The organism is Halomicrococcus pelagicus (genome assembly GCF_051917725.1).
Classification (GTDB): Archaea; Halobacteriota; Halobacteria; order Halobacteriales; family Haladaptataceae; genus Halomicrococcus.
Genome location: NZ_JBQBLX010000002.1, coordinates 235,980 through 250,568 on the forward strand (window position 1 = coordinate 235,980; position 14,589 = coordinate 250,568).

The 14,589-nt window shown below is 67.0% G+C and carries 16 protein-coding genes; 11 read left to right on the forward strand and 5 right to left on the reverse strand.

Going from position 1 to position 14,589, the window contains the following annotated elements; genetic code table 11:
- Nucleotide 1: 1 nt before the first annotated feature.
- Nucleotides 2-910, reverse strand: a complete 909-nt coding sequence (locus ACTF4R_RS05935) for a transcription initiation factor IIB (RefSeq protein ID WP_440006987.1) — start codon at nt 908-910, stop codon at nt 2-4.
- Between the two features lie 172 nt (nt 911-1,082).
- Here ACTF4R_RS05935 and ACTF4R_RS05940 point away from each other — a divergent pair, with 172 nt between their 5' ends.
- Together ACTF4R_RS05940 and ACTF4R_RS05945 are read left to right on the forward strand one after the other, a co-directional pair.
- Nucleotides 1,083-1,598: a DUF7858 family protein gene (locus ACTF4R_RS05940; protein WP_440006988.1), complete on the forward strand. Its 516-nt coding sequence runs from the start codon at nt 1,083-1,085 to the stop codon at nt 1,596-1,598.
- Nucleotides 1,599-1,781: 183 nt separating this feature from the next.
- On the forward strand, nt 1,782-2,948 hold the full coding sequence (locus ACTF4R_RS05945) for a CBS domain-containing protein (RefSeq protein WP_440006989.1): 1,167 nt from the start codon (nt 1,782-1,784) through the stop codon (nt 2,946-2,948).
- A gap of 371 nt (nt 2,949-3,319) precedes the next feature.
- Here ACTF4R_RS05945 and ACTF4R_RS05950 read toward each other — a convergent pair whose 3' ends face one another.
- The gene (locus tag ACTF4R_RS05950) at nt 3,320-3,985 is read right to left on the reverse strand and encodes a helix-turn-helix domain-containing protein (RefSeq protein ID WP_440006990.1); all 666 of its coding nucleotides are present in this window, start codon (nt 3,983-3,985) and stop codon (nt 3,320-3,322) included.
- Nucleotides 3,986-4,192: 207 nt separating this feature from the next.
- Here ACTF4R_RS05950 and rpl18a point away from each other — a divergent pair, with 207 nt between their 5' ends.
- The 8 genes from rpl18a to ACTF4R_RS05990 all read left to right on the forward strand — a co-directional run bounded on the left by rpl18a (nt 4,193) and on the right by ACTF4R_RS05990 (nt 10,823).
- The gene (gene rpl18a / locus ACTF4R_RS05955; RefSeq protein WP_440006991.1) at nt 4,193-4,369 is read left to right on the forward strand and encodes a 50S ribosomal protein L18Ae; all 177 of its coding nucleotides are present in this window, start codon (nt 4,193-4,195) and stop codon (nt 4,367-4,369) included.
- The gene (gene pfdA, locus ACTF4R_RS05960) at nt 4,369-4,827 is read left to right on the forward strand and encodes a prefoldin subunit alpha (protein ID WP_440007568.1); all 459 of its coding nucleotides are present in this window, start codon (nt 4,369-4,371) and stop codon (nt 4,825-4,827) included. The genes rpl18a and pfdA overlap by 1 nt, the downstream gene beginning before the upstream one ends.
- Before the next feature lie 6 nt (nt 4,828-4,833).
- The gene (gene ftsY, locus ACTF4R_RS05965; RefSeq protein WP_440006992.1) at nt 4,834-5,955 is read left to right on the forward strand and encodes a signal recognition particle-docking protein FtsY; all 1,122 of its coding nucleotides are present in this window, start codon (nt 4,834-4,836) and stop codon (nt 5,953-5,955) included.
- A 125-nt stretch (nt 5,956-6,080) separates the two neighbouring features.
- Complete coding sequence (locus ACTF4R_RS05970) at nt 6,081-7,475, forward strand: signal recognition particle protein Srp54 (protein WP_113274630.1); 1,395 nt, start codon at nt 6,081-6,083, stop codon at nt 7,473-7,475.
- A gap of 55 nt (nt 7,476-7,530) precedes the next feature.
- Nucleotides 7,531-8,331 carry an alpha/beta fold hydrolase gene (locus ACTF4R_RS05975; protein ID WP_440006993.1) on the forward strand — a complete coding sequence of 267 codons (801 nt, stop codon included), beginning with the start codon at nt 7,531-7,533 and terminating at the stop codon, nt 8,329-8,331.
- Between the two features lie 68 nt (nt 8,332-8,399).
- Nucleotides 8,400-8,978, forward strand: a complete 579-nt coding sequence (locus tag ACTF4R_RS05980; protein ID WP_440006994.1) for a magnesium transporter — start codon at nt 8,400-8,402, stop codon at nt 8,976-8,978.
- Nucleotides 8,979-9,536, forward strand: a complete 558-nt coding sequence (locus ACTF4R_RS05985; protein ID WP_440006995.1) for a magnesium transporter — start codon at nt 8,979-8,981, stop codon at nt 9,534-9,536.
- A 99-nt stretch (nt 9,537-9,635) separates the two neighbouring features.
- On the forward strand, nt 9,636-10,823 hold the full coding sequence (locus tag ACTF4R_RS05990; RefSeq protein WP_440006996.1) for an HD domain-containing protein: 1,188 nt from the start codon (nt 9,636-9,638) through the stop codon (nt 10,821-10,823).
- Here the strand turns inward: ACTF4R_RS05990 and ACTF4R_RS05995 are convergent.
- Genes ACTF4R_RS05995 through ACTF4R_RS06005 form a run of 3 tightly spaced genes read right to left on the reverse strand, consistent with a single transcriptional unit; the run spans nt 10,789 to nt 14,082 of the window.
- Complete coding sequence (locus tag ACTF4R_RS05995) at nt 10,789-11,706, reverse strand: carbohydrate ABC transporter permease (RefSeq protein WP_440006997.1); 918 nt, start codon at nt 11,704-11,706, stop codon at nt 10,789-10,791. The two genes, ACTF4R_RS05990 and ACTF4R_RS05995, sit on opposite strands and share 35 nt — an antisense overlap.
- A 2-nt stretch (nt 11,707-11,708) precedes the next feature.
- Entirely contained in the window at nt 11,709-12,665 is a 957-nt protein-coding gene (locus ACTF4R_RS06000; protein WP_440006998.1) for a carbohydrate ABC transporter permease, read from the reverse strand.
- A 4-nt stretch (nt 12,666-12,669) separates the two neighbouring features.
- A complete protein-coding gene (locus tag ACTF4R_RS06005; protein ID WP_440006999.1) occupies nt 12,670-14,082 on the reverse strand; it encodes an extracellular solute-binding protein in 1,413 nt (470 codons plus the stop codon).
- Nucleotides 14,083-14,343: 261 nt separating this feature from the next.
- On the opposite strand from ACTF4R_RS06005, the gene ACTF4R_RS06010 reads away from it, so the two are divergent.
- Nucleotides 14,344-14,583 carry a DUF8028 family protein gene (locus ACTF4R_RS06010; protein ID WP_433629131.1) on the forward strand — a complete coding sequence of 80 codons (240 nt, stop codon included), beginning with the start codon at nt 14,344-14,346 and terminating at the stop codon, nt 14,581-14,583.
- Nucleotides 14,584-14,589: the final 6 nt, after the last annotated feature.

A 14,589-nucleotide genomic window follows, 5' to 3' on the forward strand; every position in this document is an offset into this window, starting at 1 on the left:
CCTACTCCGGGCCGACGGTCGTTCGACCGGAGTCCCGGAGCGTCGTGTACGTCGACCGGAGCGTCACCGGCGTCACGTCCGCGGCGTCGGCGGCCTCGCGCTGGGTGAGCGGGTGATTTCGCTCGCGTGCGGCGGTGTAGAGACACGCCGCGGCGACGCCGACGGGGTTCTTGCCCGCGACGAGGTCCAGGTCGTGGGCCGCCTCGACGAGTTCCCGTGCGCGCCGCTCGACCGGGTGCGGCAGGTCGAGACGGGTCGCGAACCGCGCCAGGTACTCGCCCGGGTCGATGGGGCCGGTCGGAAGTCCGAGGTCGCGGTTCAGCGCGTCGTAGGCGCATTTCAGCTCTTCGCGGTCGGCCCGGGCCGCGTCGTCGACCTCTTCGAGGCTCCGTGAGATGTCGCGGATACGGCAGACGGCGTACACGGTCGCGGTCGCGAACCCCTCGATGGAGCGACCGCAGAGGAGGTCCTCGTTCTGGGCGGACTCGAACAGCGTGCAGGCCTGCTCTCGGACGTAGTCGGGGAGCGAGAGCGCGCCGACGAGCCGGCGAATCTCGGTGAACGCGTACACCTTGTTCCGGTCGGACTTCGTCGGTATCCGGGCGCGGTTGTGCTGGCGTCGCATCCGGGCGACGCGCCGGCGCTTGCGACCGGTGAGGCGATTGCTTCGCTTGCCGTACCCGATTTCCGTGGTGAGCCCGCGGTCGTGGCGCGAGCGCGTCAGCGGCGCGCCGGTGCGCTTTCGGTTCGAGTCGCCGTCGCCCTCGAACGTCCGCCACTCCGGCCCGCGGTCGAGCTGGTCTTCGGCGACGACTAGCCCGCACTCGGTGCAGACGGTCTCTTCGCCGCTCGTTCGCAGTTGGCCGTGACACTCCGGACAGGCTTCGACTGGCGCGTGTGCTTTGCTCATCACGTTCGAATCTTCGTCCGAGATGGTATTTAAACGAGCGCCGGAGACGGCGAACGAAACCCGTTCGCGGCGCTCGAACCTACCGGTAACCGGTAGGTTCCGCCCGCGGGGGAGATATCACGACTGATACCTGTCTAGAAGTTTGAAGTGGGAGACGGACTGACCTCCGAACGTGACGCTCTCCGACATCGCTGCGGGGCTAGAGGTGACAGCCGAGCAGCGCGACCGCGGCGTCGCCGCAGTGGACGACACGGACGGCGACCTCCGGGAGCGTCTCGTCCCGTTTGCGGACGACCTGCCCTGCGACCCCACCTCGGCGGCGACGGTCGTCGAGTCGTTCACGGCGGGCGCGTCGGTCGGCGACGCCGGCCGGGACGCCGGGGTCGCGCCCGTCACCGCGGCGAAGACGCTCCACCTGCTCGGGCTCGACGGCGTCTCCCCCCTCGGCCCGACGGCCCGGGACGTGGTCGGCGACTGGCTGACGGCGGACCTCTCGCGGTCGGACGCGAAGGCGCTCACCGGCGCGAGCGAGACGGAGTTCGCGCTGGCGGCGTTCGTCGAGACCCACGACCCGCTGGACGGGGCCGTCGAGGCGGTCGAGGGCGCGCTCTCGCCCGCCGGCGACGCCACCGTCCGGAAGCGTGACGAACTGGGGGAGACGATGAGTGACGTCGGCGACCTGCTCTGACTCTCGTGTCAGAGTGGCGTCGTCGCGTGACGAGCGAGTGACGTCGGTGACCTGCTCCGAGTTCGTCTCGGAACGGCGTCGCACCGCGGTGGAGCGACGTCGGCAACCTGCCCCGACTTCGGACGACCGCGAACCGTCGCCTCCGCGGGGAGGTTTAAGGCGGTTCCGGCGCTACGTACGCCTATGAGAAGCTTCAGAATCGGGAGCGCCTTCGGCATCCCGATAAAGCTGGACCTGACGTTCCTGTTGATTCTGCCGGTGTTCGCGTGGATCATCGGGACGCAGATCGGTCAGTGGGTCGACATCCTGAACATGCTCTGGGGAGTGCAACTGACGGTCGAGCCGTTGACCGGCGGGTCGATGCCGTGGATTCTCGGCACGATAGCGGCGGTCGGCCTGTTCGCCGGGGTCGTCCTCCACGAACTCGGTCACTCGCTGGTGGCGATGCGCTTTGGCTTCCCCATCGACTCCATCACGCTGTGGATCTTCGGCGGCATCGCCAGCCTGACCGAACAGCCCGAAGACTGGCTCGAGGAACTTCTCATCGCCATCGCCGGTCCGGCGGTCAGCATCGCGCTCGGCGTGCTCTCCTACGCCGCGCTCTTTCTCGTCCCGGTCGACCTGCAGGCGGTGCGGTTCGTCGTCGGCTATCTCGCGCTGATGAACCTCGTGCTCGCCGCCTTCAACCTCCTGCCGGGATTCCCGATGGACGGCGGTCGCGTCCTGCGCGCACTGCTCGCGCGCACTCGACCGTTCGCGCAGGCGACCCAGACCGCCGCGGAGGTCGGCAAGTTGTTCGCCATCCTGCTCGGTCTCCTCGGCCTGCTGCAGATCAACATCGTCCTCATCGGCATCGCCTTCTTCATCTACATCGGCGCGACCAGCGAGGCCCAGCAGACGGTGTTCGCGGCCGCGTTCAGCGACGTCCGGGTTCGGGACGTGATGACGCCCGCGTCGGAACTGAAGACGGTGTCGCCGGACGACTCGGTCGCCGACCTGCTCGACCGGATGCTCCGAGAGCGCCACACCGGCTACCCCGTCGTCGAGAACGGCAATCTCGTCGGCATCGTGACGCTGGACGACGCCCGCGAGGTCGACCAGGTCGAGCGCGACGCGTACCGCGTCGACGACGTGATGTCGGGCGAAGTCCAGACGATATCGGCCGAAAGCGACGCGATAGACGCCCTCCGTGCGCTCCAGCAGCACGGTATCGGTCGGATGCCCGTCATCGACGCGAACGGCGACCTGGCGGGCATCATCTCACGAACCGACCTGATGACCGCCTTCAACATCATCCAGAGCAGCGGACGGTCGGAAGAAGACGTTTCCCAGCACGAACAGCCGCTGTAGCGGCGTACGGTCGCCACCCGCTCCGACTGCGGTCTCGCCCTTCGGTCGCTACTCGCGCAGCGACACCGACCGCCCGTCGAGGGTGAGCAACTGCGGGTTGTACTGCGAGAGTGGGTGCGGTTCGAACCCCGAACCCCGCGATGGCGAACGCGAGCCACGCTATCTTCCCCGAGATGGCGACGACGATACCGAACGCGGAGTAGATGCCGCCGCCTATCATCCCCCCGAGAGCCATCGCTACCGCTTCCTTCAATCCGAGCTGCTCTCCCATCGGGTGAAAATCGTTCTCCCAGCCACGGGAATCTGACGGCTGAATTTTCGATGTCGTTTAAGACGAGGGCGGTGACGCGGCGAACGACGTCGGTCGCGTCTCAATCAGCGTCGTCGCTCTCGGTCGTCTCCAGCGCGAGCGTGTTCTGTAGCAGGTTCGCGTGGGCGCGTCGCATGCGCTGGGAGACGGACTGGACGGTGATGCCGAACTCGTCGGCCAGGTCCTCCATCGTCGCGTCCCGCGGTACCTCGAAGTACCCCATTTCGAGCGCGGTCAACAGCGTGCCGCGCTGCTCGGCCGTCATCTCGAAGTCGCCGAACGTCGCCGTGTTCGACCGGTCGAACACCTGCTTCAGCGAGTAGTCGTACTCCTCGTCGCAGTGGTCGTCGAACGCCGAGAGCGCGTCCCGAGTGGGGAACACCATCCGGAGGTCCCACACCTCCCCGCCCGTCCTGGCGTGAGTGACGGTCGCTTCGGCCTCGTGAATCCCCCTCACGAGGTGGTCGACGTCCTCCGTCCAGTCGCCCCGGTAGAACCGCTCGTCGTCGACGCGTTCGAGCGTCCGGACGTTCGTCACGGTCTCGTCGTCGTCGACGTAGCGCTCGAACTCCTCGAGCGCGTCGCCGGCCACCTGGAAGTACGGCGTGAGACTCGACTCCGTCTGGACCACCCGTTCTATCCCCACGGTCACGTCCGGCCCGTTGCACACGGCGTGGGAGAGAACGAAGTCCTCCGGAGGCACTGCGAAGTCCGCGATGACGCTCATAGTCTCGCTTGGGGGCGTCGAACAGATATGTCTACTTGCCGCGCGAGACACGCCAGCCGGCCGTTCGAACATCTCTCCCGGGCCTTCGACTCGCGTCGACGCTCCGATTCGGGCTCCCGGCCGTCGGTCATTTTCGCGGCCGCTCGGCCGACCGCCGTGGGGAACGAGTTAGGAAGATTCTTCCCGCTCGCTCACGACTATCTTGGCATGAACACGTTTACTGTTCGCGGACGCTTCCAGGCCCGTAACGGCTGGGAGCAGTTCGAGACGACCATCGACGCAGAGAACGAGTCCGTCGCCGAGGAACACACGTACGCCAACTTCGGCAGCAAGCACGGCCTCAAGCGCACGCAGGTCGACGTCTCGGAGGTCGAAGCGCGATGATGGGTGGCGGCAACCAGGAGCTCCAGCAGCTCCAGCAGCAGTTGCAGGAACTCGACGAGCAGAAAGAACAGCTCGAAAACGAGGTCGAGTCGCTCCGGGACGAGAAGGACGAGGTCGACGAGGCCATCGAGGCCATCGAGACGCTGGAGACCGACTCCGTCGTGCAGGTGCCGCTGGGCGGCGGCGCGTACATCCGCACGACCGTCGACGACATCGACGAGGTCGTCGTCGAACTCGGCGGCGGCTACGCCGCGGAGCGCGACCAGAATGGCGCGGTCGACTCCCTCGAGACGCGCAAGGACACCCTCGACGAGCGCATCGACGAACTCGAAGCCGACATCAGCGACGTCGAGGAACAGAGCAGCGAACTCGAACAGAAGGCCCAGCAGATGCAACAGCAGCAGATGCAACAGCAGATGCAGCAGATGCAGCAGCAGGAAGACGACGAGAGCGAGTAATCGCCGATGTTCGACAGCCTGAAGGACAAGATCAGCGGGTTCCGCGAGGACGTCGAGGAGACGACCGAGGAGAAGGCCGAGGAGGCCGCCGACGAGGCCGAGGCGACCGAGGCCGAACCGGAACCTGCCGAAACGAACGCGACCGAAGCGAACTCCGCGGAATCGGACGCGACCGACGCGGAACCGGCGGAGTCGGACGCGACCGAAGACGAGGCGTCCGAGCCGTCGAACGGTGGCGGTTTCACCCAGAAGGCGAGGTCGTTCGCGCGCGGGGAAATCGTCATCGAGGAGCAGGACATCGAGGACCCGCTCTGGGAACTGGAGATGGCCCTGCTGGAGAGCGACGTGGAGATGAGCGTCGCCGAGGAGATCCTGGAGGGCATCCGCGAGGACCTCGTGGGCGCGACGCGGTCGTTCAACGCCGAGACGGCAGACGTGGTCGAGGAGGCGCTGCAGGACTCGCTGGAGTCGGTCATCAGCGTCGGTCAGTTCGACTTCGACCGTCGCGTCGCCGAGGCCGACAAACCGCTCACCATCATCTTCACCGGCGTCAACGGCGTCGGCAAGACGACGACCATCGCGAAGCTCTCCCGGTATCTCGAAGAGCGGGGATACTCGTCGGTGCTGGCGAACGGCGACACCTACCGCGCCGGGGCGAACGAACAGATTCGCGAGCACGCCGACAATCTGGACCGGAAGCTCATCGCCCACGACCAGGGCGGTGACCCGGCGGCCGTCATCTACGACGCCGTCGAGTACGCCGAGGCGCACGACGTCGACGTGGTGCTGGGCGACACGGCCGGTCGACTCCACACCAGCGAGGACCTGATGGACCAGCTGGAGAAGATAGAACGCGTCGTCTCCCCGGACATGACGCTGTTCGTCGACGAGGCCGTCGCCGGCCAGGACGCCGTCCAGCGCGCCAAGCAGTTCAACGACGCCGCGGAGATAGACGGGGCCGTCCTCACGAAGGCGGACGCCGACTCGCAGGGCGGTGCCGCCATCTCCATCGCGCACGTCACGGGCAAACCCATCCTCTTTCTCGGCACCGGTCAGGGGTACGACGACATCGAGACGTTCGACCCCGAGCGCCTCGTGAACCGGCTCGTCGGCGAGGACGAGGCGTAACGTCCGCCCCGTCTTTCCGCCGCGTTCGTCGACGAGGAGCGACGTCGCTCGCGACGGTTCGGCGGATGGGAGAATCCGGACTAGAAAAAGCATTTAAACGAGTACGGAGCCAAGAAGGGACAACGATGGTACTCGACAATCTCGGCAGTTCTCTTCGCGGGTCGCTCGACAAGTTGAGCGGCAAGTCGCGCGTCAGCGAGGAGGACGTCGAGGAGATCGTCAGGGAGATTCAGCGGTCGCTCCTGCAGGCCGACGTCGACACCAGCCTGGTGATGGACCTCTCGTCCTCTATCGAGGAGCGTGCGCTCGAGGAGGAACCGCCGGGCGGAACGACGGCCCGCGACCACGTGCTCAGCATCGTCTACGAGGAACTGGTCGACCTCGTCGGCGAGTCGACCGACCTGCCGCTGGAGAGCCAGACCATCCTGCTCGCCGGTCTCCAGGGGTCGGGGAAGACGACCACCGCCGCCAAGATGGCGTGGTGGTTCTCGAAGAAGGGGCTGCGGCCCGCAGTCGTCCAGACGGACACCTTCCGTCCCGGCGCGTACGACCAGGCGAAAGAGATGGCCTCCCGGGCCGAGGTGGAGTTCTACGGCGACCCGGACAACGACGACCCCGTCGACATCGCCCGGAAGGGACTTGAGGAGACCAGCGACGCCGACGTACACATCGTCGACACCGCGGGTCGCCACGCGCTCGAAGACGACCTCATCGACGAGATAGAGCAGATAGAGCGCGTCGTCGACCCGGACCGCAACCTGCTCGTGCTCGACGCCGCCATCGGTCAGGGCGCGAAACAGCAGGCCCAGCAGTTCGACGAGTCCATCGGCATCGACGGCGTCGCCATCACGAAACTCGACGGGACCGCGAAAGGTGGGGGCGCGCTGACCGCCGTCAACGAGACGGACTCGTCCATCGCCTTCCTCGGCACCGGGGAGACGGTCCAGGACGTCGAGCGCTTCGAGCCGAACGGCTTCATCTCCCGGCTGCTCGGGATGGGCGACCTGAAACAGCTCACCGAGCGCGTCGAGCGCGCGATGGAGGAGACCCAGGAGGAAGACGAGGACTGGGACCCCGAGGACATGCTCCAGGGCTCGTTCACCCTGAAGGACATGCGAAAGCAGATGAACGCGATGAACAAGATGGGGCCGCTCGACCAGGTGATGGACATGATTCCGGGCATGGGCGGCGGCATGATGGACGAACTCCCCGACGACGCCATGGACGTGACGAAAGACCGGATGCGGGACTTCGAGGTCGTCATGGACTCGATGACCGAGGCGGAACTGGAGAACCCGCGCGCCATCGGCGCGAGCCAGGTCGAACGCATCGCCCGCGGTAGCGGCAAGGGCGAGGAGCGCGTGCGCGAACTGCTCGAACAGCACAAGATGATGGCCCAGACGCTCAAGCAGTTCCAGGGCATGGGCCAGGGCGGCGACATGGAGCGGATGATGAAGAAGATGCAGGGCGGCGGTGGCGGCGGCGGTGGCGGCATGGGCGGAATGGGACCGTTCGGGTAAGACGTCCGCCTCCCGGCCCACAGAGCTATCGACACCGCCGTCGACCGGTCGTACCATGCCATCCGTCCAGTGTCACGGCGCAGACCTCTACTTCGAGGACGAGGGAACGGGACCGCCGATACTTTTCCTGCACGGGGTAATGGCGGGACTTCGCTTCTTCGAGCCGCAGCTGTCGACGCTCCCGGCCGACCACCGGACGGTCGCGCTCGACTACCGGGGCCACGGCCGCTCGGCGAAGACCGAGACCGGGCACACGGTGGCCCAGTACGCCCGCGACCTCGACGCGTTCCTCGAACGCCTCGACCTCGACGAGGTGGTGGTCGTCGGTTGGTCGATGGGCGCGCTCGTCGCGTGGGAGTACGTCGACCGGTTCGGTACCGACCGACTGCGCAGTCTCGTCGTCGTCGATATGTCGGCGTCGGCGTTCCAGTGGGACGACTACGACCACGGCACCACCGACCTGTCGCGGCTGACCGACACCCTCGAACTCGTCCAGACGGACCACGAGCGCCTGCTGGAGCAGCTAATCGCGGCGGCGTTCGAGCAGCCGGTCGACCGCGAGACGCACGCGCTGGCGTTCGACGAACTCTCCCGCACCCCGCCGCCGGTTACGAGCGCGATACTCTTCGACTACACGATGCGCGATTACCGCGACGTGCTCCCCGGCGTCGACGTTCCGGCGCTCGTCTGTGCCGGCGCGGACGAGACGTGGCGGTCCGTCGCGGCCGTCAGGGACGTCGCCGAACGGCTCCCGGACGCCGACTTCGAACTGTTCGAGGAGAGCGGCCACTGTCTCTCGCTCGAAGAACCGGACCGCTTCAGCCGGACCGTCGGGGAGTTCGCCGCGTCGACGTGACCGCGACGACGTTCGACCGTCGCCCGCGACGAACGTTTTTTTGTCCGGGGGCGGTGACACGGGAATAGATGAGCGTCCGCGACGTCGCCGTCGAGGCCTACCGCGAAGCCCTGCCTGCGCTGGGTGCGAGCGTGGTCGGCGGCCTGTTCGCGGGCGTGGTCCTCGGCGGGATGCGCGCGGAACTCCGGGCGGTGCCGGGCCTGCTGGTGCTGGTGCCCGCGCTGCTGGCGACGCGCGGCAACGTCTACGGCTCGCTCGGCGCGCGGCTCGCCTCCGGTCTCCACCAGGGGGTGGTCGACCCGGAGGTCGTCGCGAGCGACGAGCGCGTTCGGGCGGCCGTCGCGGCGGCGCTCGCGAACGGCGTTCTCGCCAGCCTGTTCGCGGCGGCCGTCGCGTTTCTCGTCCTGCAGGTGCTCGTACGGCCGGTCGCGCCGCTGCCGACGCTGCTCGCCATCGCGCTCGTCGCGGGCGTCCTGTCCGGCGTGGCGCTGACCGTCGCCGTCGTCGTGGTCGTGTTCGCCGGCTACCGGCGCGGCCAGAATCCGGACACCCTGGTCGGACCGCTCGTGACGACGACGGGCGACGTGTTCGGCATCGCCTTCCTGTTGCTCGCGGTGCGAATCGTGCTCGCGCTCGGGGGTGGGTGAGTGCCGACGTCCTGGACCGTTCGCGCCATCACGCGGGCGACGCTCCCGGTCCTGCTCGCGCTCACCGTCGTCGAAATCGGCAGCGGACTCGTCCTCGGGTCGTTCGAGAGCGAACTGCTCCGGTACCCCTCGTTGCTCGCGCTGGTCCCCGTCATCATCGGCACGGCGGGCAACCTCGGGAGCATCCTCGCGGCGCGACTCTCGACGGCGTTCCACCTCGGCACCCTCTCGTTCGAACGCGGCGACGAACTCCTGGCGGGCAACGCCGTCGCGACCGTCGCGCTGTCGGTGACCGTCTTCCCCGTCGTCGGCGCCGGCACGTGGGTGCTCACGCGAGCGACGGCCGGCACCCAACTCGAGTTCGCAACGGTCGTGGCCGTCGCGCTGGCCAGCGGCGTCGTGCTGGCGTTCGTCGCAATCGCGGTGACGCTCGTGGCGACGTACGCCGCCTACCGACTCGAACTCGACCCGGACGACGTGGTCATTCCGGTCGTGACCAACGTCTGCGACGTGCTCGGCGTGATCGTCCTGTTCGCCGTCGTCCAGATGCTGGTGTGAGTCCAGCTGTCTCTCCTCGACTCGAACCACACGGATTGAAACCATCACGGCGGAAACAGGGCAGCCAACGGACAACTTCGGCGGCTTCGATTCGAACCCATGCAACCCATCAAGGACAGCGTCCACGACCACGTCGAACTCCCGCCGGTCGCCGAGGACCTGCTCGACACGGACCCCCTCCAGCGACTCCGGCACGTCAAGCAGTTGAGCACCGTCCGCCTCGTCTACCCGTCGGCGAACCACACGCGCTTCGAGCACAGTCTCGGCGTCGCCCACCTCGCGGACCGCGCGCTGGACCACCTCGGAGTCGAGGGCCACCGCGCGAAGATGGTCCGCGCGGCCGCGCTCCTGCACGACGTGGGTCACGGTCCCTACGGCCACCAGACCGAGGGCGTCATCGAGCGCCGACTCGGCCGTCACCACGACGAGGTCGGCGACCTGCTGGCCAGCGGGGAGCTCGCGGCCGTGCTGGAGCGCCACGACCTCGACCCGCGCCGGGTGGCCGCGCTCGTCGCGGGCGAGGGGGAACTCGGGCAACTCGTCGCGGGCGAACTTGACGTCGACCGGATGGACTACCTCGTCCGGGACGCCCACCACACCGGCGTCCCCTACGGCACCATCGACCACGGTCGCCTGCTCCGGGCGCTGCGGTTCGCGGGTGGCGAACTCGTCCTCGCGGAGGGCAACGTCCGGACCGCCGAGAGCCTGCTCGTCGCCCGCGCGCTGATGAACGCGACCGTCTATCGCCACCACGTCTCCCGCATCGCGGGCACGATGCTCGAACGCGCCAGCGAGCGCCTGCTCGACGCGACCGACCTCTCCCCGGAGCGGTTCCGGCGGCTCACCGACGCCGAACTGCTCGCCGCGCTGCGCGACTGCGACGCGACCGCCGAGATGGCCGACCGGCTCAGGGGACGGAACCTCTACAAGCGCGCGACGTGGGCGGAGTGGGACGCGGTGTCCGAGGCCGTCGTCGCCAGCGACCACGAGGCGATTCGGCGCTACGAGCGCGAGATAGCGGCCGAGGCGGGCGTCCCGGAGGAGGAGGTCGTCCTGGACGCGCCCGGCGAACCGAGCATGCCCGAGTCGTCCACCCGCGTCGTCGTGAACGGCGAGATTCGACGGCTCGACGACCAGTCTCCGCTCGTCGAGGGGCTACAGGCCGCCCACCGAACCCAGTGGCGACTCGGCGTCTACGCGCCCGAAGCGGAGACGGCGGCCGTCGGTGAGGCGGCGGAGGCGGTACTTGGCCTCACTCTTTCAACGCACCCGCGGTCAGACCGCTGACGATGCGCTCCTGGGCGATGACGACCAGCACTGCGACGGGGAGGACGCCGACGATGCTCGCGGCCGCCATCAGGTTGTAGTACGCCTGGAACTGCCCCTGGTAGTTCAGGATACCCCAGACGATGGGGGCCCAGTGCTGGGCCTGGCCGTCGGTCATCAGGAACGAGAAGAAGAACTCGTTGTACACCGAGATGAAGGTGAGGACGCCGGCGGTGGCGACGCCGGGCGCGGACAGCGGCATGATGACCCGGAACAGTGCGCCGATGCGGGTCGCGCCCTCGACGCGCGCGGCGTCCTCCAGCCCGTCCGGTATCTGGCCGTAGAACGTCGTCAGGATGAATATCGTCAACGGCATGTACAGCCCCGAGAACGGCGTCACGAGCGCTCCCGGCGTGTTGAACCAGTTCGGGCTCGACACCCCCAGGACCGAGACGTTGCCGGTGAAGAAGTTGAACAGCGGCAGGATGAACGCCGCCGGGGGGAAGTACGAGATGGCCAGCAGGAGGAGCAACAGGCCGGTCCGGCCGCGGAACTCCAGGCGACCGAAGGCGTACCCGGCGAAGCTCCCGATGAAGAGGACGATGACGGTCGTCGCCAGCGCGATGGCGATGCTGTTGAACATGTACCGGTGGAACGGGATGAGCTGGAACATCTCGACGAACGACCCGGGGTTGAACCCCTTCGGCACCACTCCCATGTTGGAGATGCGAGCCAGCGGCGTCAGCGCCAGCACGAGCAGCCAGTAGAACGGGAACAGCGTCGTGACGATGAAGAAGATGGCGGCGACGTAGAACATCGCCCGGTACGCCTTCCGGGGGTTCTGGATGGTGCTCTGCACCCAGCGCGTGTACGGCCCGTCCTCGGGTTCCTGTTCGTACGACATGGTTAGCTCACGTCCGCGAACCACACGATGTACACCATCGCCACCGACCCCACGATGACCGCCGTGATGAACGCCACCGCCGCCGACGTTCCGTATCGTCCCGAGCTGAACGTATCGACGACGAGACACGTGAGGGTGGGGACGTTGCTACAGCTCGTTATCGTCTCGACGATTCCGAACACCCGCATCGCCTGAATCGTCCGGAACAGCATCGCCACCAGGAGCGTCGGCAGCACGAGCGGGAACGTTATCATCTTGAACATCTGCCACCTCGACGCGCCCGACACGCGACCGACCTTGTACAGCGTCCGGTCGACGCTCTGCAGGCCCGCGAGGATGAGCAGCGCCATGAACGCCGACGCCTTCCAGATGTCGGCGACGATGAGGATTATCATCGAGTCGACGCTGTTGATGAGCGGCGTCGACGAGAACACGCCGAGGTCCTGCATCAGGCTCGTGCCGAAGCCGATGCCCGGCTGGAACAGCAGGTAGAAGATCATCCCCTGGATGGCGATTGGCACCGCCCACGGGATGATGATGGCGACCCGGACCCAGCGCCGTCCCCGGAAGTCCTGGTCGAGCACGAGCGCCTGCCCGAAGCCGACGAGCGTCTCGAACGCCACGCTCACGACGGTGAAGATGAGCGTCACGACGATGGCGCTGGAGAACGGCTGGCTCAGACTGAAGAAGGGGTTCCCCAGGATGCTGTCGCGCTCGCCCGTCATGAGGGCGACGTAGTTTTCGATTCCGACGAACTCGTCGACGTAGCCCCCGCCGAAGAGGTTGTCCGCGTGGAGCGACAGCTCGAACGTCCGAACGAGCGGCCAGAACGCCATCGCACCGACCAGCAGGAACGCCGGAAGAACGAGCAGGTACGCGAACTGCTCCTCGTCCAGCCGCTCGGTCCAGCTGGCGGGGCGTTTGACCAGCGTTCGCACGGAGCTGCGCTCCGTACTCATCTGGTCAGACGCTCCCCTCGATGTCCTGTAGCGTGCTCTTCAGCGCCGACATCGCCTGCTCCGGCGCCTGCTGCTGGGCGAGCACGGCGTTGACGCGGTCGGCGATGGCCGTCGACTCGTCGGGCCAGACCACGGTGACGGGGCGCGGAATCGCCGTCTCGCCGGCGAGACGCAGGGTCTCGAGGTAGTCGCCCCAGACGTCCACCTGCTGTGCGCGGTCGGTCTCCAGGAAGGTGCTGTCGGGCGGGAAGTAGCCGAGCTCCTGGAACTCGAACTCCCGGAAGGGGACCTTGGCGACCGCGTTGAGCGCCTGCACCGCGGCCTGTTTGTTCTGGGAGTTCGGGTTGAGCGCGAGGTGCCAGCCGCCGAGCGCGGCGGCGGTGCCGCCGGTTCCGTCGTACTCCGCCTGGTCGGGCTGGACCCCGTACGGAATCGGCATGACGCCGAGCTGGTCGCCGAACTCTTGGGCCGCCTCGAAGAGACCCGAGGGCCACCAGCGCATCGCCACGGCGTTCTCGTTCATGAACGCCGACTGCGACGGCCCTTCGGTCCACTGGAGCACCGCCTCGGGGGATATCTGCTGGTAGCCGTCCAGCGAGAACTGGTCGTCCTGACCGTGGACGAAGGTTCGGCCCATCCGGAGCGCGTCGATGACGGGCTGTTCGTCGACCGTGACGGGTCGGTCGCCGACCGGTCCGAAGAGGTTGTCGCGGCCGCCGAAGTACGCGCCGCCCCACGTCGTCATCAGTTCGTTGAACGTACAGCAGGACAGGCCCTCGTAGGCGTTCGCCTGCCACGAGTAGCCGTACTGGGTGTTCTGCTGTTGCTGGGTCTGGCTGATGACCTGGGAGAAGCGCTCCCACGAGATGGGTTCGGTCGCCCAGTTCTCTCCCTCCGGGTCGAATCCGGCGTCGGTCACCCAGTCCTTGCGGTACTGTATCGTCGGCAGGTCGGTGAAGTACGGCACCCCGTAGAGGTCGCCGTTCGGTGCCGACGCGGTGTTGACGCTGGCCGTGAAGTTGTCCTCCTTGATGCGGTTCACGGTCTCCTGAGACAGTTCGTCGCTCAGGTTCGCTATCTGGTTCCGGGCGATGAACGGTATCGTCCACCCGCTGTCCATCCGGAGGATGTCGGGCTGGTTACGACCGGCCTGCAACCACTGGCGGTACTGCTGCTGGACGTCGTCGGTGATGTTCGAGGTGACGATGACCTCGATTTCGATGTCCTGGGACATTCCCGCGTCGCGTAACGCCTGGGTTATCGCGTCGACGTTCTGCTCGTCGACGGGATTGCCCGCCCACTGAATCGTGGTCGTTCCCTGTCTCGTCGCGGTCGCGAACCCGGAAACCCCCGTGAGCCCCCCGGCCGCCCCGACGGTCTTTACGAACTTCCGTCGCGTCGTGGCCTTTCGTGCCATTTGTTTCCGCTCCCCACCGGGATACCACAGACGTTCTCAAATGAGTTGCGTATCAGTCGTGACAAGTAGTAATATAATCACAATAACGCGGACGATTGGTTGAAACTGCCAGACAGTCGGGTAGGTGCACGAGGGCGGCGCTCGACGCACCGATTATACGTTCGATAAGTCGGTTAACACGTTCTGTAATCGAATCCAAGACATGGATACGCTCGCTTATGTGATGGATAGTAATCATACCGGGCGTCGTACTGCGAGCAAATGTCGAACTCGGAACTTCTCGGGATAGTCGCCGGCCAACTCCTGGCGGTGGCGGTGCAGGCGGTCCAGTTCGTCGGCTTCTGGACCTCCGTGTCGCTGCCGCTGCTGTACGTGCCGCTGCTCGCAGACGGCCTGGAGGCCGGAGCGGAGCTGTTCGCCGGACTGGTAGCGCTACACGTCGTCTCGCTGGTGCTCGGTCACGAGTACGGACGGGACGAGGTCACCGACGACGTCACCTGACGCCGA